General features: G+C 68.9%; 19 protein-coding genes. 6 read left to right on the top strand and 13 right to left on the bottom strand.

The genetic code is table 11. The features are described from left to right. Nucleotides 1–149 precede the first annotated feature (149 nt). Nucleotides 150–869 (top strand): PepSY-associated TM helix domain-containing protein, encoded by a 720-nt coding sequence (locus WT16_RS07635; RefSeq protein ID WP_063533002.1) that lies wholly within the window; start codon nt 150–152, stop codon nt 867–869. 90 nt (nt 870–959) lie between these two features. Here WT16_RS07635 and WT16_RS07630 read toward each other — a convergent pair whose 3' ends face one another. The 5 genes from WT16_RS07630 to ugpC all read right to left on the bottom strand — a co-directional run bounded on the left by WT16_RS07630 (nt 960) and on the right by ugpC (nt 7,311). Then, a complete protein-coding gene (locus WT16_RS07630; RefSeq protein WP_015601769.1) occupies nt 960–1,811 on the bottom strand; it encodes a carbohydrate ABC transporter permease in 852 nt (283 codons plus the stop codon). Between the two features lie 9 nt (nt 1,812–1,820). Next, nucleotides 1,821–2,705, bottom strand: a complete 885-nt coding sequence (locus WT16_RS07625) for a sugar ABC transporter permease (protein WP_156521407.1) — start codon at nt 2,703–2,705, stop codon at nt 1,821–1,823. 152 nt (nt 2,706–2,857) lie between these two features. Next, a complete protein-coding gene (locus WT16_RS07620; protein ID WP_063533001.1) occupies nt 2,858–4,117 on the bottom strand; it encodes an extracellular solute-binding protein in 1,260 nt (419 codons plus the stop codon). A gap of 62 nt (nt 4,118–4,179) precedes the next feature. Then, nucleotides 4,180–6,162, bottom strand: a complete 1,983-nt coding sequence (locus tag WT16_RS07615) for a beta-galactosidase (RefSeq protein ID WP_059930614.1) — start codon at nt 6,160–6,162, stop codon at nt 4,180–4,182. Nucleotides 6,163–6,171: 9 nt separating this feature from the next. Then, on the bottom strand, nt 6,172–7,311 hold the full coding sequence (ugpC, locus tag WT16_RS07610) for a sn-glycerol-3-phosphate ABC transporter ATP-binding protein UgpC (protein WP_059930613.1): 1,140 nt from the start codon (nt 7,309–7,311) through the stop codon (nt 6,172–6,174). A 207-nt stretch (nt 7,312–7,518) separates the two neighbouring features. Between ugpC and WT16_RS07605 the strand changes: the two genes are divergently transcribed. Then, on the top strand, nt 7,519–8,577 hold the full coding sequence (locus tag WT16_RS07605; protein ID WP_063533000.1) for a LacI family DNA-binding transcriptional regulator: 1,059 nt from the start codon (nt 7,519–7,521) through the stop codon (nt 8,575–8,577). A 48-nt stretch (nt 8,578–8,625) separates the two neighbouring features. On the opposite strand, the gene WT16_RS07600 is transcribed toward WT16_RS07605, so the two are convergent. The 8 genes from WT16_RS07600 to WT16_RS07565 all read right to left on the bottom strand — a co-directional run bounded on the left by WT16_RS07600 (nt 8,626) and on the right by WT16_RS07565 (nt 16,379). Beyond that, complete coding sequence (locus WT16_RS07600; RefSeq protein WP_063532999.1) at nt 8,626–9,651, bottom strand: XdhC family protein; 1,026 nt, start codon at nt 9,649–9,651, stop codon at nt 8,626–8,628. 164 nt (nt 9,652–9,815) lie between these two features. Further along, a complete protein-coding gene (locus WT16_RS07595; protein ID WP_006024183.1) occupies nt 9,816–11,207 on the bottom strand; it encodes an amino acid permease in 1,392 nt (463 codons plus the stop codon). A 187-nt stretch (nt 11,208–11,394) separates the two neighbouring features. Further along, a complete protein-coding gene (gene rqpR / locus WT16_RS07590; protein WP_006024184.1) occupies nt 11,395–12,051 on the bottom strand; it encodes a response regulator transcription factor RqpR in 657 nt (218 codons plus the stop codon). After that, on the bottom strand, nt 12,048–12,890 hold the full coding sequence (locus tag WT16_RS07585; RefSeq protein WP_059930607.1) for an ATP-binding protein: 843 nt from the start codon (nt 12,888–12,890) through the stop codon (nt 12,048–12,050). The genes rqpR and WT16_RS07585 overlap by 4 nt, the downstream gene beginning before the upstream one ends. 403 nt (nt 12,891–13,293) lie before the next feature. Next, nucleotides 13,294–14,064 (bottom strand): ferredoxin--NADP reductase, encoded by a 771-nt coding sequence (locus WT16_RS07580; protein ID WP_006024186.1) that lies wholly within the window; start codon nt 14,062–14,064, stop codon nt 13,294–13,296. 214 nt (nt 14,065–14,278) lie between these two features. Then, a complete protein-coding gene (locus WT16_RS07575; protein WP_015601308.1) occupies nt 14,279–14,932 on the bottom strand; it encodes a LysE family transporter in 654 nt (217 codons plus the stop codon). A 61-nt stretch (nt 14,933–14,993) separates the two neighbouring features. Continuing rightward, a complete protein-coding gene (locus WT16_RS07570) occupies nt 14,994–15,806 on the bottom strand; it encodes an endonuclease/exonuclease/phosphatase family protein (RefSeq protein WP_009911022.1) in 813 nt (270 codons plus the stop codon). Between the two features lie 6 nt (nt 15,807–15,812). Beyond that, a complete protein-coding gene (locus WT16_RS07565; protein WP_015601668.1) occupies nt 15,813–16,379 on the bottom strand; it encodes a hypothetical protein in 567 nt (188 codons plus the stop codon). Between the two features lie 342 nt (nt 16,380–16,721). Here WT16_RS07565 and WT16_RS07560 point away from each other — a divergent pair, with 342 nt between their 5' ends. The 4 genes from WT16_RS07560 to WT16_RS07545 all read left to right on the top strand — a co-directional run bounded on the left by WT16_RS07560 (nt 16,722) and on the right by WT16_RS07545 (nt 20,862). Beyond that, nucleotides 16,722–17,702: an AAA family ATPase gene (locus WT16_RS07560; RefSeq protein ID WP_015602040.1), complete on the top strand. Its 981-nt coding sequence runs from the start codon at nt 16,722–16,724 to the stop codon at nt 17,700–17,702. A 71-nt stretch (nt 17,703–17,773) separates the two neighbouring features. Next, nucleotides 17,774–18,895, top strand: a complete 1,122-nt coding sequence (locus WT16_RS07555; RefSeq protein WP_041861786.1) for an NAD(P)/FAD-dependent oxidoreductase — start codon at nt 17,774–17,776, stop codon at nt 18,893–18,895. A 134-nt stretch (nt 18,896–19,029) separates the two neighbouring features. Continuing rightward, the gene (locus WT16_RS07550) at nt 19,030–19,347 is read left to right on the top strand and encodes a high-potential iron-sulfur protein (protein ID WP_063532998.1); all 318 of its coding nucleotides are present in this window, start codon (nt 19,030–19,032) and stop codon (nt 19,345–19,347) included. Nucleotides 19,348–19,569: 222 nt separating this feature from the next. Further along, complete coding sequence (locus WT16_RS07545; RefSeq protein WP_063532997.1) at nt 19,570–20,862, top strand: MFS transporter; 1,293 nt, start codon at nt 19,570–19,572, stop codon at nt 20,860–20,862. The last annotated feature ends 150 nt before the right edge of the window (nt 20,863–21,012 follow it).

Genomic DNA, 21,012 nt, shown 5'->3' with positions numbered 1-21,012 from the left:
CGGGACCTTGCTGTTCGGCGATCCCCCATCCGGCGACATTGAGTCCGTCGCCATTTTATGTAATGATATCCATTCTCATTTAATTGATGCGGGCGGCGCGCGACTCGGTTGCGCGCCGCCCGATATTTTGTGCGAATGGAAGCCGAAGCGTGAACGCGCCCGAATCGATCGAAAAACACTCCGGCGTCGTGGTGCCGTATCCGGGCTCGCCGCGCAAGCTCGACGAATCCGCGCTGGCCGATCGCCGCCGCCGCTCGCGGCGCGCGACGTTCATCAAATGGCTGCGCAAGGTGCACGGCTGGGTCGGCCTGTGGGGCGCGGTGCTCGGCCTGCTGTTCGGCGTGACGGGCGTGCTCCTCAATCACCGCGCGCCGCCGCTCAAGATCTCGTCCGGCGAGCCGCAGGTCAGCCAGCTCCAGCTCGCGCTGCCGTCGCCCGCGCCCGCGACGCCTCACGCGATGGCCGCGTGGGTCCGGCGCGAGCTCGCGTTCGACGGCCGGCTCGGCCGCGTCCGCAAGGACCCCGCGCAGCCCGTCGCGTGGGGCGGCCGGCGCGTCGAGCAGCCCGAGCACTGGCAGTTCGGCCTCTTCGGGCCGCGCAGCAACGTGCAGGTCGAATACTGGAAAGGGAACGGCTACGTGTCGGTGAAGCACACCGACAACGCGTTCCTCACGACGCTCAACAACCTGCATCGCGGCGTCGGCATGAACCTGTTCTGGGTGCTGCTGATGGATACGATCGCGGGATCGATGGTGCTGCTGTCGCTGACGGGCGTGCTGCTCTGGACCGAGCTCAACAAGCGGCGCACGGTCGGCGTCGTGCTCGTCGCCGGCTCGGTGGCCGCGGCGCTGGTGGCGGGCTTGTCCTGACGCGCGCGCCGCCGGCCGCCGCTTTCCGGGCGACGCGCGCGACGCGCGCTTTGCGGCGGCCCGAGCGCCCCGACGCGCGGATCGCCCCACTCACCCCTTCGTCGCGCCGAACGTGATTCCCGCGACGAAATTCCTCTGCATCGCGAAGAACATCGCGACCGACGGCAGCGCGGCGAGGATCGAGCCCGCCGACACGAGATTCCACGACGTCGTCCATTGCCCCTTCAGCGCCGCGACGCCCGCCGTGATCGGCGCCGCCTCGTCGCCCTGCGTGAGGCACAGCGCCCAGAAATAGTCGTTCCAGACGAACGTGAAGACGAGGATCGCGAGCGCGGCGAGCGCGGGCCGGATGAGCGGCAGCACGATGCGGCGAAACACGGTCCATTCGCCCGCGCCCTCGACGCGCGCGGCCTCGATCAGCTCGAACGGCAACTGCTTGATGAAGTTGCGCAGGAACAGCGTGCAGAAGCCCGTCTGGAATGCGACATGGAACAGGATCAGCGCCTCGACCGTGTTGAACACGCCGAGCCGCAGCGACAGATCGCGCACGGGGATCATCAGCACCTGCACCGGCACGAAGTTGCCCGCGACGAACGTGCCGAACAGCGCGGTGTTGCCGCGAAAGCGATAGGTCGCGAGCGCGTGGCCCGCCATTGCCGCGAGCGCGATCGAGCCGAGCACCGAAGGCACCGTGATCTGCACGCTGTTCCAGAAGTAATGGAGCATCGGCGAGCCCGTCAGCGCGTCGCGGTAGTTCTCGATCATCGAGAAGCGCTTCGGCCAGCCCCAGTAGCGGCCTTCCTGGAGCTCCTCGGTCGAGCGGACCGACGTGATGAGCACCGCGATCATCGGCAGCAGCCAGACGACGAGCGCGACGGGCAGCGACAGCCTGTACAGATTGCGCGAGACGGGCTTCCATTGCTGGACCGGCATCGGAAACATGGCGGCACCTCACTGTTCGTTGCGCAGCATGCGGCGCAGTTGGAAGACGATGTAGACGAGCATGATCGCGAACAGCACGACGGCGATCGATGCGGAATAGCCGAGGCGGTAATACTTGATCGCCTGGTCGTACATGTAATACGCGAGCACCGTCGAGCTCTCGAACGGGCCGCCGCCCGTCATCACCGAGATCAGGTCGAAGCTGCGCAGCGCGCCGATCACGGTGACGACGAGCGCCATGAAGGTCGTCGGCCGCAGTTGCGGCAGCACGACGTGCCAGAACAGCGTGAAGCCGCGCGCGCCCTCCATCCGCGCGGCCTCGATCTGCTCGGCGTTGAGCGCCGTGAGGCCGGTCAGGTAGAGGATCATGCAGTACGCGGTCTGCGGCCACAGTGCGGCGAGCACGATGCCGAACGTCGCATAGCGCGCGTCGCCGAGCACGGGCACGCCGTGTCCGACGACAAGCGCGAGCAGGCCGAAGGTCGGATCGTAGAACCACGAGAAGATCAGCCCGACGACGACGCCCGACAGCACGAACGGCGCGAAGCAAAGCGATTTGACGAGCCGGATGCCGCCGACCGCCTGGTTCAGGTACAGCGCGAACGCGAGGCCGAGCGGCGGCGCGAGCATGAAGAGCGCGAGCCAGATCACGTTGTTCTTCAGCGCGGTGTAGAACGTCGGCGCGTGCAGCAGCTCGACGTAGTTCGCGACGCCGACGAAGGTGCGCGCCGTCATGCCGTCCCAGTTGTAGAGGCTCAGCCACATCGTCGACAGGATCGGCCAGATCACGTAGACGGCGACCATCGCGCAGGCGGGGGCGAGAAAGAGCCACGCGGCGCGCCGCTGCCCGCGCGCGGTGCGCGACGGCCGGCGCGCGGCCGGCATGGCCGGCATGGCGGATGCGATTGGCGCGACGGGCGCGCGAGGCCCGGCGTCCCGGCGCGATCGCGCGGCGGGGCGGGCGTCGACTCGGCGGGGCATGGTCGAACGGGTCACGGCGAACTCCTGAACCGGAAGGAAGGCGGCGGCGCGCGGCCGCCGCCGGCTTACTTCTTGTAGATTCGCTTGCGGGTCTGCTCGAGTTGCGCGAGCACGGCGTCGAGTTGCGCGGGACTGGCCATGAACTGCTGCATGCCCTTCATTCCTTCGTCGGCCATCTCCTTTGTCATGTCGCGATCGTAGAACTGCGCGACGCCGCCCTTCGTGTCCGAGAGAATCCGGAAGCCGATGCGCGAGATCGGATCGTCGGGTTCCGGCGACTTGCTGTTCGCCGACAGCGAGCCGAGCCCCTGCGCGAGCTTCGCGCCGATCTCCGGCGTCTCGACGAACGCGAGGAACGTGCGCGCGTCGGCCTTGTTCTTCGCCTTCGCCGGGATGTGCAGCGACTCGACCGGACCGTCCTCGGCGGTCGGCACCGACGCATCGATGATCGGAAACTGGAAGTAGCCCATTTGCGGCTTCACGTTCTGCGGAAAACCCGCCGCGATGAACGTGCCCATCAGCATCATCGCCGCCTTGCCCTGGAACAGGAACGGCTGCGCGCCGTCGAGATCGTAGGACAGCGCGTTGTCGATGAAGTAGCCGGCGTCGATCAGCGTCTTCCACGCCGTGTAGACCTTCTTCACGCGCGGGTCGGTGTACGGCACGTCGCCCGCCATGAGCCGCTGGTGGAACGCGTTGCCGTTGATCCGCAGATCGAGATAGTCGAACCAGCCGGCGAGCGTCCACGCGTCGCGGCCGCCGATCGCGATCGGCGTGATTCCCGCCGCCTTCAGCTTCTTGCATGCGGCGAGAAATTGATCCCAGGTCTTCGGCTCGTCGGTCACGCCGACCTTGCGCAGCAGGTCCTTCCGGTAGAAGAGGCCCCATGAGTAGTAGACGGTCGGCGCGGCGTACTGCTTGCCGTTGTACGACGACGCGTCTCGCGTCGACGCGTACATCGCGTTCCAGCCGTTCTTCGCCCAGTCGGCGCTCAGGTCCTCGAACAGGCCGCGCCGCGCGTAGTACGCCATCCGCTCGCCCGCGTGCCAGTTGACGATGTCGGGCGCGACTGTCGTGAGCCACGCGGGCAACTGCACCTTGTACGCTTCTTCGTCCACGAAGGTCGCTTTCACGTCGATGTCCGGGTGCGCCTTGTGGAACGCGTCGAATGTCGACTGCCATACCGCGCGCTGGCTCGCGCCCTTGAACGCGATGTTGACCGCGAGCGTGCCCGCGCGGGCGGGCGATGCGGCGCCGAACGACGCGGCCGCGACGGCGGCGGCCGCCGCGAGCCCGGCGACGAAGCGGATGGGGCGATGGTCCATGTATGTCTCCGATGTGGGTGTGGGTGAGCGGCGCCGCGCGGGCGCCGGTACGGCCGGCTCCGTCAGCCGCGATAGGCCGCGACGCCGCGCGGCTCGACCCGTGCCGCGCCGAGCACGAAGTCCGACGGCGGGATCGCGTCGATCGTGTACGGCGCGTTGCCGTAGTTGAAGACGTACGTGATGCCGCCGCGGCGGCTTACGCGGACGCTGTCGCCAAGCGGCACGGGCGCGAGCCCCGCCTCGGCGGCGACGTCGGCGAGGAGCCGCGCGGTCGTCCCTTCGTCGAAGAGGGCGGCCCAATAGTGCAGCCGGCCGTGCGCGACGCACGCCGGATGGCCGTCGGCGAAGCGGGCGCGCACGTCGCCGCGCGCGGCGTCGCGCAGCTCGACGAGATCGCGCCAGTGACGCGCGGCGCCCGAGAATGCGGTGCCGTCGCCGAGCGCGCCTTCGACGCGTTCGGCGACATTCGGCCGCAGCGACTCGGCGCGCCACACGCGGATCGGCACGATCGAGGCGAGCGGGCCGGGCGGCAGCGTCGGCGGGATCTGCAGGTCTCGCGTCTTCGAGCCGGTGCGCGGGCCGAGCACGACGTGCGCGCTCGACGCCGAGAGCCGGGCGGCGAAGTCATCGGGCACGACGGGCAGCGGCGGCACGACGATCAGCCGATAGCCGTCGAGCGGCGCGTCGGCCGGGATCACGTCGACGTCGAAGCCGAGCGCGCGCAGCGCCGAGTAGTATTCGAACGCGAAGCGCGGGTAGTGGAAGTCCGCGCCCTGCGGATGCACTTCGAACAGCCACTTCGCTTCGTAGTCGTAGATCAGCGCGACCGGCGCGCGCACGGCCGCGTCGGCCTGCGCGCCGGCGGCGTCGCGCAGCGCGGCGATCTCCTGCGCGACGAGCGCGGCTTCATGCCCGCCGACGTCGAGCACGTCGTCCGGCGTGTTCAGCCCGGCGTGCATCTGCTCCTGCGCGAACGGCGCCTGCCGCCAGCGGAAGTACGACACGCAGCCCGCGCCGTGCGCGAACGCTTCCCAGCTCCAGAGGCGCACCATGCCGGGCAGCGGCGCCGGATTCCATTGCGCCCAGTTGACGGGGCCGGGCTGCTGCTCCATCACCCAGAACGGCGCTTTCGACATCCCGCGATAGAGGTCGTGGTTGAACGATGCGAAATCCGGATGGCCCGTGCGCAGCCAGCGCGCCTTCAGCTCCGGCGCGAACCATTGCTCTTCGAGCGCGCCGAGCGGGTAGCTGTCCCATGCGGCGAAATCGAGATCGCGCGCGACCGCGTAGTGATCGAACTCGGTGAAGAGCTGCATGAAGTTGTGCGTGACGCCGCGCCCGGGCGAGTGCGCGCGGATCGCGTCGACCTGCATCCGGTGATAGCGCGCGAGCTCATCCGACGCGAAGCGGCGATAGTCGAGGCGATGCGAAGGATGCGCTTCGGTCACGGTGCCGACCGGCGCGTCGATCTCGTCGAAGCGCCGATACTCCATGCTCCAGAATACCGTGCCCCACGCGCGGTTCAGCGCGTCGACGGTCCCGTAGCGCGCCTTCAGCCAGTCGCGAAAGCGCGCGAGCGCGGCGCTCGAGTAGCTGACGACCGTGTGGTGGCAGCCCATCTCGTTGTCGGTCTGCCAGTGGCGCACGGCCGGATGCCGGCCGTAGCGCCCGGCGACCGCCGTGCAGATCCGCTGCGAGGCTTCGTAGTACGCCGGCGACGAGAAATCGTAGTGGCGGCGCGAGCCGAACGCGCGCGGCCGGCCGTCGGCGCCGATCGCGAGGATGTCGGGATGGCGGTCGATCAGCCATTTCGGCGGCGTCGCGGTCGGCGTGCACATCACGACGTCGAGCCCCGCCGCGCCGAGCACGTCGATCGCGCGATCGAGCCAGCCCCAGTCGTATTCGCCGGGCTCGGGCTCGATGCGGCTCCACGCGAATTCGCCGATCCGCACCTGCTCGATGCCGAGCGCCTTCATCCGGCGGGCATCTTCCGCCCACATCGATTCGGGCCAGTGTTCCGGGTAGTAACAAACGCCGATGCGCATGCCGGGTCCTTATGCGTAGTGGGGAACGTCGGCGCACGCGGGCACCGCGCGGCCGTCTTCGGTGAAGAGATGGCAGGCGGCGGCGCTCGCCTGCAGCCGCACGCGATCGCCCGCGCGCATCCGCGCGTCGCCCGGCACCTTTGCGACGAGCGTCGCGCCGCCCGGCTCGTCGAGATGCACGTAGCTCAGCTCGCCGAGGTGCTCGACGAGTGCGACGTCGCGTGTGAGCGTCGCGCTCGCCTGGGCGTCGGCGAGCGCGAGATGCTCGGGGCGGATGCCGAGCGTCACCGCATCGCCGACGCGCAGCGCGGCGTCGCCTCGCGGCAGCGTCAGCGCTTCGCCGGTGGCGAGCGTGACGGTTGTGCGATGGGTGTCGCGGCCGGCGACGACGGCCGGCAGGAAGTTCATCCGCGGCGAGCCGATGAAGCCCGCGACGAACCGGCTGTTCGGCTGGTGATACAGCTCGAGCGGCGTGCCGACCTGCGCGATGCTGCCGGCGCGCGCGGTGTCGGCGCCCGCGTGCAGCAGCACGATCTTGTCGGCGAGCGTCATCGCCTCGGTCTGGTCGTGCGTCACGTAGACGACGCTCGCGTTCGCGAACTGCGCGTGCAGGCGCGCGATCTCGATGCGGGTCTGCACGCGCAGCGTCGCATCGAGGTTGGAGAGCGGCTCGTCGAACAGAAACACGCCCGGCTCGCGCACGATCGCGCGGCCGATCGCGACGCGCTGCCGCTGGCCGCCCGACAACGCTTTCGGCTTGCGCTCGAGCAGCGCGTCGAGCTGCAGGATGCGCGCGGCGTCGCGCACTTTCCTGTCGATCACGGGCTTCGGCGTGCGCGCGAGCTTCAGGCCGAACGCCATGTTTTCGTAGACCGTCATGTGCGGAAACAGCGCGTAGCTCTGGAACACCATCGCGACGCCGCGCTCGGCGGCGGGGACGTCGTCGACGCGCCGTCCGTCGATCAGCAGCTCGCCGTCGCTCGGGTCTTCGAGCCCGGCGATCATCCGCAGCAAGGTCGACTTGCCGCAGCCGGACGGACCGAGAAAGACGCAGAATTCGTGCGCGCCGATCTCCAGATCGACGTCGCGGATGACGGGCGCGCCGTCACCATAGGCTTTGCGCACGCGCCTCAATGAAATGCTCGCCATTGTCTCCACTCCATGTTCTGATGCATCGAGTATGATTAAGCGCTTAATCATCGGGCTCGAAAAACGACTGCGTATAACGCGTGCGATCGCGGTGGCGTCGCGCCCGTATCGCGCCCGTATCGCGGGCGACTCGATGTGCGACGATGGTGCGCCGGAAAAATCGGTGAATCAAATATTGAATTGGCTTCTCATATAGTGAGAGACGGGATGGCAACGCTGAACGAAGTCGCGCGGCGCGCGGGGGTGACGGCCGCAACCGTATCGAACGTGCTGCGCAATCGCGGGCGCGTCGGCGCCGATACGCGGGCGCGTGTGCTGGACGCGGTGCGCGCGCTCGGCTATCGGCCGCACCTCGCCGCTCGCGCGCTTGCCGAAGGGCGCGCGCCGACGGTCGCGCTGATGGTGTCGAGCATCGCGAATCCGTTCTATCCGGAGTTCGCGCTCGCGGTCGAGAAGGCGGTGCGGCGCAACGGGCAGTTCCTGATCGTCTGCAATACGAACGACAACCCGCCCGAAGGGCGTGCGTATCTCGACCAGATCGCCGGGACGATTTCCGAAGGCATTCTCGTGACGAACGCGAATCTGCATCTGCCGGACCTGCTCGACGCGCAGCGGCGCGGTGTGCCCGTCGTGCTCTGCATGTGGGAGCGCCCCGACGCGCCGCCGCAAGCGCTGCCGTGCGTCGCCGTCGATTTCCGGCTCGCGGGACGGCTCGCGGCGCAGCATCTGATCGAGCTCGGGCATCGCGACGTCGGCGTGATCGTCGGCGGCCGCTCGGAGACCGGCGTGCACGCGGCGCGATTCGACGGCTTCGCCGGCGCGATGCGCGAGCATGGGCTCGATGTCGCGGCCATCGCGTGCGAGCCGGACACGATCGACGGCGGCGTGCGCGCGGCGCGCCGGCTGCTCGACGCGAAGCCGCATCTGAGCGCGCTCTTCGCGACGAACGACCTGCCCGCGATCGGCGCGATGCACGCGGCGGCCGAGCGCGGCATGCGGGTGCCGGACGATCTGTCGATCGTCGGGATCACGAACATTCATCTGGCGAACGACGTGCGGCCGGCGCTCACGACCGTCGCGATTCCGATCGACGAAGCGGCGGACCTGGCGGTCGAGCTGCTCAACGCGTTGCGCGAGGCGGGCGGCGAGGGCGAAGGCGCGCTGCCGGCCACGGCGCGCGTGCGGACGACTTCCGCGCCGAGATTGCTGGTGCGCGGGACGACGGGCGTCGCGCGGCCCACGCGGGGCGGGGCGCGCGGTCGCTGAGCGTCGCGGCGGCGACGGCGAGCATTCGATCGGGGCGCGGCCGCCGCACTAAATCCCGCAAGCCACGCCGCTGTTCGCCCCGATTTCCCGCGCCGCCTTCGCCCCTTCGACCTGCAGGATCGTTGGCAGCGACACGCCGTTCTTCGCCGCCGTCACCTCGGCGAGGATCGACACCGCGATCTCCGGCGGCGTCCGGCTGCCGATGTAGATGCCCGCCGGCCCGTGCAGCCGCGCGAGCTCCGCCGCGCTCAGATCGAATTCGCGCAGCCGCTCGCGCCGCGCCTGGCTGTTGCGCCGCGAGCCGAGCGCACCGACGTAGAACGCCGGCGTCTTCAGTGCCTCCATCAGCGCGAGATCGTCTAGCTTCGGATCGTGCGTCAACGCGATCACCGCCGAGCGGCGGTCGAGCTGCATGTCGAGCACGGTGTCGTCGGGCATCGTCCGCACGACGCGCGTGCCCGGCACGTCCCACGCATCCGTGTACTCGTCGCGCGGATCGCAGACCGTCACCTGATAATCGAGCCCCGCCGCGATCTGGCACAGGTAGCGCGACAGTTGCCCCGCGCCGATCACGAGCATTCGATAGCGCGGCCCGTGGATCGTCACGAGGCGCGCGCCGTCGAAATGCAGCCCGTCGGTCGCGATCGCGCTCGCGAGCGTCGCCTCGCCCGTCGCGAGCTCGAGCGTGCGCGCGACGAGCCGGCCGTGCTCGACCGCGTCGCACAGCGCGGCGATGCCGCTCGCCGGCGCGAGCGGCTCGAGCACGAGCTCGATCGTGCCGCCGCACGGCAGGCCGAAGCGATGCGCCTCCTCGGCCGTCACGCCGTACTTGACCGCTTCGGGCCGCGTCCAGCTCGCGACGCCCGACGCCTGCACGCGCGCGATCAGATCGTCCTCGATGCAGCCGCCCGACACCGAACCGACGACGAGCCCGTCGTCGCGCACCGCGAGCATCGCGCCCTCGGGGCGCGGCGACGAACCCCAGGTCCGCACGACCGTGACGAGCAGCGCGCGACGGCCCTCGCCGAGCCAGCGTGCGCTCGTTCGCAGCACCTCGAGATCCACGCTTTCCATGATTCGCCCCTGCAGCTTTCCGGCCGGCGGGAGAGCCGGCCGCTCGATGGCGCGATTATGGCGCGTCCGACGAAAGCGTGCAGGAGGGCTTTCGCGCGCAAAAAAACGCTCCCGGAAGCCGGGAGCGTTTCGGGCGGAACGCGCGTGCGCGAGCCGGCGGCGCGTCAGCGCCGCGCGAGCTTCGAGCGGCTGCGCGAGTAGGCGAAGTACACGAAGAGGCCGAGCACGAGCCACGTCAGGAACGCGATCCACGTGACGGGCTGCAGGTTCAGCATCAGGAACAGGCACGCGGCGACCGCGAGGATCGGCACGAGCGGCACGCCCGGGCAGCGGAACGCGCGGGGCAGATCCGGGTGCGTGCGGCGCAGCACGAGCACCGCGATCGACACCATCGAGAACGCGGCGAGCGTGCCGATGTTGATCAGCTCGGCGAGCACGTTGAGCGGGATCAGCGCGGCGATCAGGCCGAAGAACAGGCCGACGAGCCAGGTCGTCAGGAACGGCGTCGCGAAGCGCGGGTGCACGCGCGACAGCGCGGCGGGCAGCAGGCCGTCGCGCGACATCGCGAAGATGATCCGGGTCTGGCCGTAGCTCATCACGAGGATCACGGTCAGCATGCCGATGACGGCGCCGAGATCGATGAAGCCCGCGACCCACTTCTCGCCCGCGACCTGCAGCGCGTACGAGATCGGGTGCGAGACGTTCGCGTACTGCGCCCACGGCACGATGCCCGTCGCGATCGCCGCGACCGCGACGTACAGGAACGCGCACACGCCGAGCGACGCGATGATGCCCACCGGCAGATCGCGCTTCGGATTCTTCACTTCCTCGGCGGCCGACGACACTGCGTCGAAGCCGATGAACGCGAAGAACATCACGGCCGCCGCGCCGAACACGCCGTTCCAGCCGTGCGGCATGAACGGCTTCCAGTTCGCGGGCGTCACGTGGAAGACGCCGACCGCGATCACGAGCAGCACGACGGCGACCTTGATGAACACCATGATGTTGTTCACGCGCGTCGATTCGCGGATGCCGATCGACAGCAGCGTCGTGATGACGAGCATCACGACGAACGCGGGCAGGTTGAAATACGTGACGACGCCCGGCAGCGCGCCCGGCGCGGCGGTGAGCGCCGTCGGCAGCGACACGCCGAAGCCTTGCAGCAGCGATTGCAGGTAGCCGGACCAGCCGACCGACACCGCGGACGCCGCGAGCCCGTACTCGAGCATCAGGTCCCAGCCGATGATCCACGCGACGAGCTCGCCGAGGGTTGCGTACGAATACGTGTAGATCGAGCCGGCGACGGGGATCGTCGACGCGAATTCGGCGTACGACAGCGCGGCGAGGCCGCACGCGAGCGCCGCGATCACGAACGACAGCATCAGCGCGGGGCCGGCCTGCACGGCGCCCGTGCCGGTCAGCACGAAGATGCCGGTGCCGATGATCGCGCCGATGCCGAGAAAGGTGAGGTCGACCGCGCCGAGCGCTTTCTTGAGGCCGGCCGCGTGCGCGCCGGCGATCATGCGGTCGACGTTTTTCTTGCGGAAGAGAGACATTGCGAGGGATTACCGGGCGGCGCGGGGCGCGCGCCGGACAAGTGGAAAATCCGCCATTTTAGCGGATATGGCGTGCTCGCCCGCGCCGGACGATGCGCGATCGTGACGCGGGGAGCAAAAAAATCGCCCAATGAAAACAATTGCTTGCATGCGGCGGCCGGGGCCGGGCCGCCGTCTTGTCACACGTCTACGCGCCGATCGCCGGGTTCATGTCGACGAGGCGGTTGCTCATCACGTAGAACGTAAGCTCCGCGTTGTTCGACAGCTTCATTTTCTCGAGCAGGCGCGTCCGATAGACGCTGACCGTCTTCACGGACAGCGACAGCGCGTGCGCGATGTCCGTGAGCCGCTTGCCCGAGGCGATCATGCAAAGCGTCTGGTACTCGCGGTCGGACAGTTTCTCGTGCGGCAGCGGCTCGTTCTCGAACGACACGTACTCGGCGAGCGCCTCGGCCATCGCCGGGCTCACGTACTTGCGGCCCGCGGCGACCTGGCTGATCGCCGACACCATCTGCGCGGCGTTCACGGTCTTCGACAGGTAGCCGGCCGCGCCCGCCTTCAGCGCGCGCACCGCGAACTGATCCTCGCGGTACATCGAGAACATCAGCACCGGCGCGCGCGGCAGCCTGCGCTTCAGGCGCTTGAGCACCTCGATGCCGTTGATGTCGGGCAGCGAGATGTCGAGCAGGATCACGTCGAACGCGCTTTTCTCGACGATCGCGAGCGCTTCGCTGCCGCACTCGGCTTCCGTGACTTCGCGCGCGATGCCGCGGTCGATCAGCAACTGGCGGATGCCTTGGCGGACGATCGCATGGTCGTCGACGAGCAGGATCTGCAGGCTCATCTCGCCTCCTGGCGCACCCTGCGCGCGGCGGCCGGCGCGCGCGCGGCGGCGAGCGCGCTCCATGCGAAGCGCGCGCGCAGCGCGGCGCCCGTGCCGCCCGCGCGCGCCGAAGCGAGCTCGAGCGTGCCGCCGAGCGCCTCGCAGCGCGCGCGCATGCTGCCGAGCCCGTAGCCGCCGCGGCGGCGCGCGGCCGCGATGCCCACGCCGTCGTCGGCGACGACGAGCGTCAGGTGCGTGTCGTCGACGTCGAGCCGCACGTCGGCGGCCGACGCGCGCGCATGCTTGGCAACGTTTGCAAGCGCTTCCTGCGCGACGCGGAAGACGGCGAGCGCGCCGTCGGCGGACAACTGCGTGACGCGCGCGTCGGCCGCGCAGACGAAGCTCGTGCGCAGCCCGGTGCGCGCGCCGTGCGCGCCGATCCAGGCGGCGAGCGCGCCGACGAGCCCGGCTTCGAGCGCGGGCGTGCGCAGGCCGTCGATCAGGCGGCGATTCGCGGCCGTCGCGGCGTCGAGCGCCTGCTGCGCGAGCGCGAGCGCGCGCCGGCACGCGTCGGGCGCGCCGTCCGGCAGCCACGTTTCGACGTTCGCGAGCGCGAAGCGCGCGGCGGTGAGATCGGCGCCGAGGCCGTCGTGGAGTTCGCCCGCGAGATGGCGGCGCGCGGATTCGTCGGCGGCGACGAGCTCGGCGGACAACTGCGCGACGCGCGCGCCGAGCCGCTCGGCGGCGGGCGCGGGCGGGGCGGAGCGGGAAACGAAAGGAGTGCCGACCTCGCGGGCGAGGTCGCCCGACGACGAAGCGGAGGCGCTTGCAATCGACGGCGCAACGGACGGCGTATCCATGACTCTCCCTTTCTGTTCAGAAAGCTGTTCAGACACCTGCTGAAACGATGGCCGACCGGCGCGATTTGCCGGGGCGGCGTCAGCCACGTGGCGCGGAAACATTATTTACATCTTGTAACATTTGGTCTGGCACTGTAACAGCGTGTGGGACCGTTTTCACAGCGGCGCATGATATCGCAGAATTATAGAAAAGGTCATACCAGACGGACATTTGAAGGCGATTGTCACGCGTCGGGATGTTCCCGATGTAGGACAAACACCGACAGACAAATGCCGCAAGCCAACGAGAACTTGTAACTATTTTGAGATGCAAATATGACATTTTGTAACCATGTTGCCAGGATTTGGCACAAAAAAACCGGAGCGCGAGGCTCCGGTTTTTGATGTCGATTAAGAATCGGGGTCAGTCGACGAACGCGCGCTCGATCACGTAGTGGCCAGGGGCGCTGTTCTTGCCTTCGACGAGGCCCGCCTTCTTCAGCAGCTCGGTCGTGTCCTTCAGCATCGCGGTGCTGCCGCACAGCATCACGCGGTCGTGCTCGGGCGAGAACGGCGGCACGTCCAGATCCGCGAACAGCTTGCCGGACGCGATCAGATCGGTGATCCGGCCTTCGTTCTCGAACTCTTCGCGCGTGACGGTCGGGTAGTAGACGAGCTTCTCGCGGATCACCTCGCCAAGGTACTCGTGGCCCGGCAGGTCGTGCTTGATGTAGTCCATGTACGCGAGCTCGCCCTTCAGGCGGCACGTGTGCGTGAGGACAACCTTGTCGAAGCGCTCGTAGATGTCCGGATCGCGGATGATCGACATGAACGGCGCGAGGCCCGTGCCCGTCGACAGCAGCCACAGCGTCTTGCCGGGCAGCAGGTTGTCGGCGACGAGCGTGCCCGTCGGCTTCTTGCCGATCAGGACCGGGTCGCCGATCTTCAGGTGCTGCAGCCGCGACGTGAGCGGCCCGTTCTGCACCTTGATGCTGAAGAATTCGAGATGCTCCTCGTAGTTCGGGCTCACGATGCTGTAGGCGCGCGTGAGCGGCTTGCCGTCGACCTCCAGGCCGACCATCGTGAACTCGCCGTTGTTGAAGCGCAGGCCTTGGTCGCGGGTGCAGGTGAAGCTGAACAGCGTGTCGGTCCAGTGGTGGACGGACAGGACGGTAGCGGTGTCGAATTTGCTCATGGATTCGGAAACTGACGCGTATAACGGGCCCCAAAACGGGCCCAAACCGAGGGCGTCGGCCCGATCACGGATCGGCCGGCCGGCGCGTCGGACACGCGCCTTCTCGATCAAAAGACGATTGAGGAACTTGCCATTTTACCCTGCTTGGGGCAAGCGCGGGCTTGACCCCCGCGGCGCGCGCGGATTTGGCGCAGCGAATGCGCGCCGACGACCGTCATCGGTCGGCCGCGAGCTTCGCGCCGAGGCCGACGAGCGCCGCCCCGCACAGCGCGTCGAGCGGGCGCCGCACGCGCCGGTAGCCGCGCTGCGCGCGCGGGTTCGCGAACAGGTATGCGACGCTGCAATACCAGCCGCCCGACATCGCGCCGATCGTCAGCAGCGTCGCGCCGTTGAACCACAGCGGCACGTGCGCGGGCATCATCGCCGCGAACACGCTCGTCCAGAACGCGCACGATTTCGGGTTGGTCAGGCACGTGAAGAGCCCTGTCCGGTACGCGCGCAGGTAATCGCGCATCGCGGGCGGCGGCAGGGGGGCGCGGGCGTCGTCCGGGCGGTCGGCCGCCAGCGCCGGCTCGCGCCGCGCGCTCGCGCGCAGCAGCTTGAGGCCGAAATACACGAGATAGATCGCGCCGCCGATCCGGATCGCCTCGTACAGCCACGCGAGCTGGTGCAGCACGGCCGCGAGGCCGAGCATCGCGAGCGTCGCCCACGTGAGCGACGCGGTGCCGACGCCGAGCGCCGACACCGCGCCGAGGCCGCGGCGGCCCGAGAGCGACAACTGCGAGATCATGAAGACGTTCGGGCCCGGCGTGACGAGCGCGACGAGGTAGACGGCGGCGATTTGCAGCAGGATCGGCAACAGGTTCATGGCGGCGCGGGCTCGGCGGCGGGGGCAAGCCGTTAATGTAGCGCGTGCCGCGCCGCCGCGCTCACGGCGGGTCCAGCCGCAGCCGCGCGATGTACGGCAGATGGTCGGACAGCCATGCGGTCTCGTCGCCGGGCGCACGCCATTCGAGCGGCGTCATCCCGCGCACGAACATCTTGTCGAGCGCGAGCGCGGGCGAGAACGCCGGAAACGTGCGGCCCGGCTCGCCGAGCAGCGTCGCCACTTCCGACAGGCCGATCTCGCCGAAAAGCGGGATCGAATCGTTGCGCCAGTCGTTGAAGTCGCCCGCGAGCACGAGCGGCCCCGTGCTCGCGTTGCGCACGATCCAGTGCGCGATCCAGTGCATCTGCCGCAGCCGCGCGGCGCGCGTGAGCGCGAGGTGCGCGCACAGCAGCGTCACGGGCGCGCCGCCCGCGAGCGTCGCGCGCGCGACGAGCAGGCCGCGGCGCTCGAAGCGGTGCGCGGAGATGTCCCAGCGGCCGCCGAGATCGAGCGGGTGCGGCGAAAGGATCGCGTTGCCGTGCCGCCACGACGGCTTGAACACGTTTGGCCCGAGCGCGATCTGCCAGTCGAGCGCGCGCGCGATCTCGGTCGCCTGGCAGTGCCAGATGTCGTCGACGGGCTCCGCCATCGGCGTGCCGAAGCGGGACGCGAGCACCGGGCGCGGCATGCGCCGCGCCATCGCTTCCTGCAGGAAATAGATGTCCGCGTGCGTCGATTCCACCCAACTGCGCATCGCGTCCCACGCGGTGAAGCCGAGCGGCGAGCGCCCCTTGTGCAGATTCCAACTGACCGCCGTGATCTCGTTGGCGGCGGGCAGCGGCTCGGCGAGCAGCACGGTTTCGGGGACGTGCATGGCCGCTCAGTCCGCGACGACGCGTGCGCGCACGCGGTAGACGAGCTGCGGGCCGCGGTCGGCGAGCGTCCAGTCGGTCCACTGCGCGGCGCGCGCGTTCAAGTCCGGGTGGCTTGCGACGATGCGCCGCGGCGGCGCCGACGTGCACGGCGCGCCGGCGGACGGCGCCGCGCCTTCGTCGGCGAGCGTCTCCTGCGCGTCGATCGCGAGCGCGACCGCGCCGTCCTCGACGTACAGCGGCGCGACGGTGATCGTGCGCGACAGGCCGGAGCCGGGTGCGTCGGCCGCCGACGCGGCCGCTGCGGCGCAGCCTTGCGCCGGCGCGACGGGAAAGCTGTGCGTGTCCGAACGGGCCTGGCCGACGGTGGTTTTCTGCTCGAACGTGTCGATCGTCTGGCCGTCGCGCACCACCTGGATCTCCCAATCGATCACGGGCTGCGGGCCGCTTTGCGCATGCGCGACGAGCGCGGCGCCGGCGAGCGCGCCCGCGACGCAGGCTTCGAGCACGAATTCTCCGGCGCGGGCGAGCCGGGAGGCGGGACAGGCGGACATCTTACGCTTAAACGAAATCATCGAACTTCCGACCGCGCGGGTTTTTGCTCGGTTCAATTTTCGCGCGCGGCGCCGTTATCGGGGACATCGACGACATGTGCGCGACGCGCGGATTTTTCAAGCGTCGGGCGACGCGGCAAACGGGCGCGGCGGCGCGGCGCGCAGGGGCGGCGCGCCGCGGATGGCGGCGCGATGCGCACGACGTGAACTCATGATCATACGCGCGGCGCGTGTCGCGTGCAGCATCGCGAGCATGTCAGCAGCAGACCCCGACGGCTGCTCGCTTGCACGGGATGCCGGGCTGGCTACACTGAAATCGAAGGGGTCCGATGGACGGACAGCGGTAGCAAGGCGAGGTGGGCGATGACGACGGCGATGGTGAAACAGGAACTGGCGGTGGCTTCGTTCAGCACGGTCTACGATATCGAGCGAGTCGAGACGGCGCTGAATGATCTGAACGAAGGCGCGAGCGATGCGCTGCGCGCGACTTACGAGAAGATGCTGAAGACGGGCAACCTGCGCTTTTGCGTGAAGCCGACGCGCATGCCCGCGTTCGATTCGCTCACGGACGAATTGCCGAACTTCGCCGAGCCGCTCGACGACGTGCGCAAGCAGGTGGCGCTGTGCCTCGAAACCGACGACCGTCTCGAATTGATGCCGATCCTCCTGCTCGGCGAGCCGGGCATCGGCAAGACGTATTTCGCGAAGGCGCTCGCGAAGATGCTCGGGACCGCTTACCACTACGTGCCGATGAGTTCGCTGACGGCCGGCTGGGTGCTGTCGGGCGCGTCGTCGCAGTGGAAGAACGCGAAGCCGGGCAAGGTGTTCGACGCGCTCGTCAACGGCTGCTACTCGAACCCCGTGATCGCGATCGACGAGATCGACAAGGCGGGCAGCGACGCGCAGTACGATCCGCTCGGCGCGCTGTATGCGCTCCTCGAGCACGATACCGCGTGCGCGTTCGTCGACGAATTCGCCGAGGTGCCGATCGACGCGGGCAACGTGATCTGGATCGCGACCGCGAACGACGCGAGCGCGATTCCCGAGCCGATCATGAACCGGATGAACGTGTACGAGATCGAGCCGCCCGACGCGTCGGGCGCGCGCCGCATCGCGCAGACGATCTACGGCGAGATCCGCAACGCGCACGCGTGGGGGCGGCGCTTTCCCGACGCGCTCGGCTGCGACGCGCTCGACGTGCTCGCCGCGATGCCGCCGCGCACGATGCGCCGCGTGCTGCTGCACGCGTTCGGCGCGGCGCGGCTCGACGGGCGGGACGCGATCGCGCCGCGCGACATCCGCACCGACGAAAGCGCGGGGCGACGCCGGCCGATCGGCTTTTGACGGCCGCCACGCGCGCACGCTTCGCGCGACGTACAATCGAAGGTCCTGCCTTCGAAGCGTGAGCGAAGCGAATGACAATGGAGCGGATTGATTGTGTGGTGATCGGCGCCGGCGTTGTCGGCGTGGCGATCGCGCGCGAGCTGGCCGCGCGCGGCCGCGAGACGCTGATCCTGGAAGCGGCCGACGCGGTCGGCACGGGCGCGAGCTCGCGCAGCAGCGAGGTGATCCACGCGGGGCTCTACTACCCGCGCGGATCGCTGAAGGCGTCGCTGTGCGTGCACGGGCGAGACCTGCTGTACGACTTCTGCGACACGCACCACGTGCCGCACCGGCGCTGCGGCAAGCTCGTCGTCGCGACCTCGCCCGCGCAGGCGAAGCAGTTGAAGGCGATCGCCGCGCGCGCGGAAGAAAACGGCGTGCTCGATCTGCTGACGCTGTCGCGCGACGAGGTGCAGGCGCTCGAGCCCGAGCTCGAATGCATCGAGGCGCTGTTCTCGCCGAGCACGGGCATCGTCGACAGCCATCAATTGATGCTCGCGCTGCTCGGCGACGCCGAGCGCGGCGGCGCATCGTGCGCGCTGCGCTCGCCCGTCGAATCGATCGACGCGGCGGGCGGCCGCTTCGTTGTGCGCACGGGCGGCGATGCGCCGGCCGCAATCGAGGCCGCGTGCGTGATCAACAGCGCGGGGCTCGGCGCGCAGGCGCTCGCCAAGCGCATCCGCGGGCTCGATTCGCGCTGGGTGCCGCCGCTCTATCTCGCGCGCGGCAATTACTTCAGCCTGTCCGGCCGCGCGCCGTTCGCGCACCTCGTCTATCCGGTGCCGGACCGCGCCGGGCTCGGCGTTCATCTGACGCTCGATCTCGCCGGCGGCGCGCGCTTCGGGCCCGACGTCGAATGGATCGACACGCTGCGTTACGACGTCGATCCGCATCGCGCCGAATCGTTCTACACGTCGATCCGTGCGTATTGGCCCGGATTGCCCGACGGCTCGCTTCAGCCGGCTTACGCGGGCATTCGTCCGAAAGTCTCCGGGCCCGGCGAGCCCGCTGCCGATTTCGTGATCCAGGGCGCGGCGCAGCATGGCGTGCGCGGGCTCGTGAACCTGTTCGGCATCGAGTCGCCCGGGCTCACCGCGGCGCTCGCGATCGCGCAGCGCGTCGGCGAAATGGCGGCGCGCACGCCGCATGCGTAGGCTGCGTGACGATTTCTTGTTCTCCGTTGGCTTATCTTCGGAATTACCCGCGACACATCGGGGCGCGTGAGCGGTATGCTTGTGCGCTGCTGCCGCCAGAGCAGCGACAACCCACAATGTTGGAGCGAATTCCCATGAAAACGTCCCGCCGGAGTTTCCTGATCACGAGCGTCGGCGCCGTGTCGGCGCTCGCGCTCACGCGCGAAGCGTTCTCGGTCGATTTGCCGATGCTGTCCGAAACCGATCCGACCGCCGTCGCGCTCGGCTACAAGGCCGACGCCACCAAGGTGGACAAGGCGAAGTTCCAGAAATACGTGGCAGGCGAAACCTGTTCGGGCTGCATGCTGTATCAGGGCAAGAAGGGCTCGGCATCGGGCCCGTGCGGCGCGTTCCCCGGCAAGCAGGTGGTGGCGAAGGGCTGGTGCAGCGCGTTCACGAAGAAGATGGCGTGACGCAGGCCTGGCGCGGCGTCGCGCCGCGCCGCACCGTGCCGAATCGACATGCACAGACGCCCGCCGTCCGACGACGGCGGGCGTTTTTTTTATTGCTTGAAATCGATTCCGCCGCTTTCTACACTCGCTCCACGACGCTCGGCGCGGCGCCCGCCCTTTTTTTCAGGCGGCGATATCGGCGCACGGCGCATCACGAAAGCACGACGACAGCGAGGAGCGAGGATGTCATCCATTGCGGTTTCGACGAAAACGGCGGGACATGCGCTGAACCGGCGCGCGGTGGCGGCGGCCGTGATCGGCAACGCGCTCGAGTGGTACGACTTCACCGTTTTCAGTTTCATGACGGTCGTGATCGCGCAGTTGTTCTTTCCGACCAGCAACGAATATTCGTCGCTGCTCCTCACCACCGCGACGTTCGGCGTCGCGTTCTTCATGCGGCCGATCGGCGGCATCGTGCTCGGCCTCTACGCGGATCGCGCGGGACGCAAGGCGGCGCTGTCGCTCGTGATCCTGCTGATGACGGTCGGCATCTTCCTGATCGCGGTCGCGCCGCCGTATGCGGCGATCGGCATCGGCGGGCCGCTTCTCATCGTGCTCGGCCGCCTGTTGCAGGGCTTCTCCGCGGGCGGCGAATTCGGCAGCGCGACCGCGCTGCTGATCGAGGCGGCGCCGTTTTCGCGGCGCGGCTACTACGGCAGTTGGCAGATGGCGAGCCAGGCGGCGGCGCTTCTGCTCGGCTCGCTCGTCGGCGTGGCCGTGACGCGCGGCCTGTCGACCGAGGCCCTGCATGCGTGGGGCTGGCGCGTGCCGTTCCTGATCGGGCTCGTGATCGGGCCGGTCGGCTTCTACGTGCGCCGCCATCTCGTCGATTCGGAGGCGTTCCTGCAGGCGCGCGAGCGCGGCGAGCACGTGACGCTTCGCGAAGTGTTCGCGCGGCACGCTCGCGCGGTGATGTGCGGGCTCGGCGCGGTGATCGCGCTCACCGTCACCGTCTACGTGCTGATCAGCTATCTGCCGACGTTCGCCGTCAAGCAACTGAAGCTGCCTTACGGGCAATCGTTCTACGCGGTGATCATCGGCAACCTGCTGCTGACCGCGCTGTCGCCCGTCGCGGGCGCGTGGTCCGACCGGATCGGGCGCAAGGGGCTCTCGCTGTGGGCGCTCGGGCTCACGCTCGTGATGATCTATCCGCTCTTCGTGTGGCTCGACGCGTTGCCGAGCATCGCGCGGCTGATCGTCGTGCAGGCGATCCTGTCGGTGACGCTCGCCGGCTACTATGGCCCGTTCGGCGCGATGATCGCCGAGCTCTTTCCGGCGAACGTGCGCTCGACGGGGCTGTCGCTCGCCTATAACGTCGCGGTGATGGTGTTCGGCGGCTTCGGCCAGTTCATCGTCACGTGGCTCATCAAGACGACGGGCACGCCGCTTGCACCGACCTATTACGTGATGGCGGGGCTCGCGCTGTCGGTCGTCGCGCTCGCGTTCGTGCCGGCGAGAAGCAACGATCCCGATTGATCGACGTTGACGGCCGCACGCCGAAAAGCATCACGCATTCCGTAACAGCCGCGGCCCGAATCCGTTCGATCTCCGAAGACCGTTGCGAATATACGAAGATATAAGGGATAACGCTGATCTCGGCGCATCGTGCCGAATCGGCTCGGCATC

This window comes from Burkholderia sp. MSMB1589WGS (assembly GCF_001636105.1).
Classification (GTDB): Bacteria; Pseudomonadota; Gammaproteobacteria; order Burkholderiales; family Burkholderiaceae; genus Burkholderia; species Burkholderia humptydooensis.
This window is presented reverse-complemented; position numbering and strand designations above follow the sequence as displayed.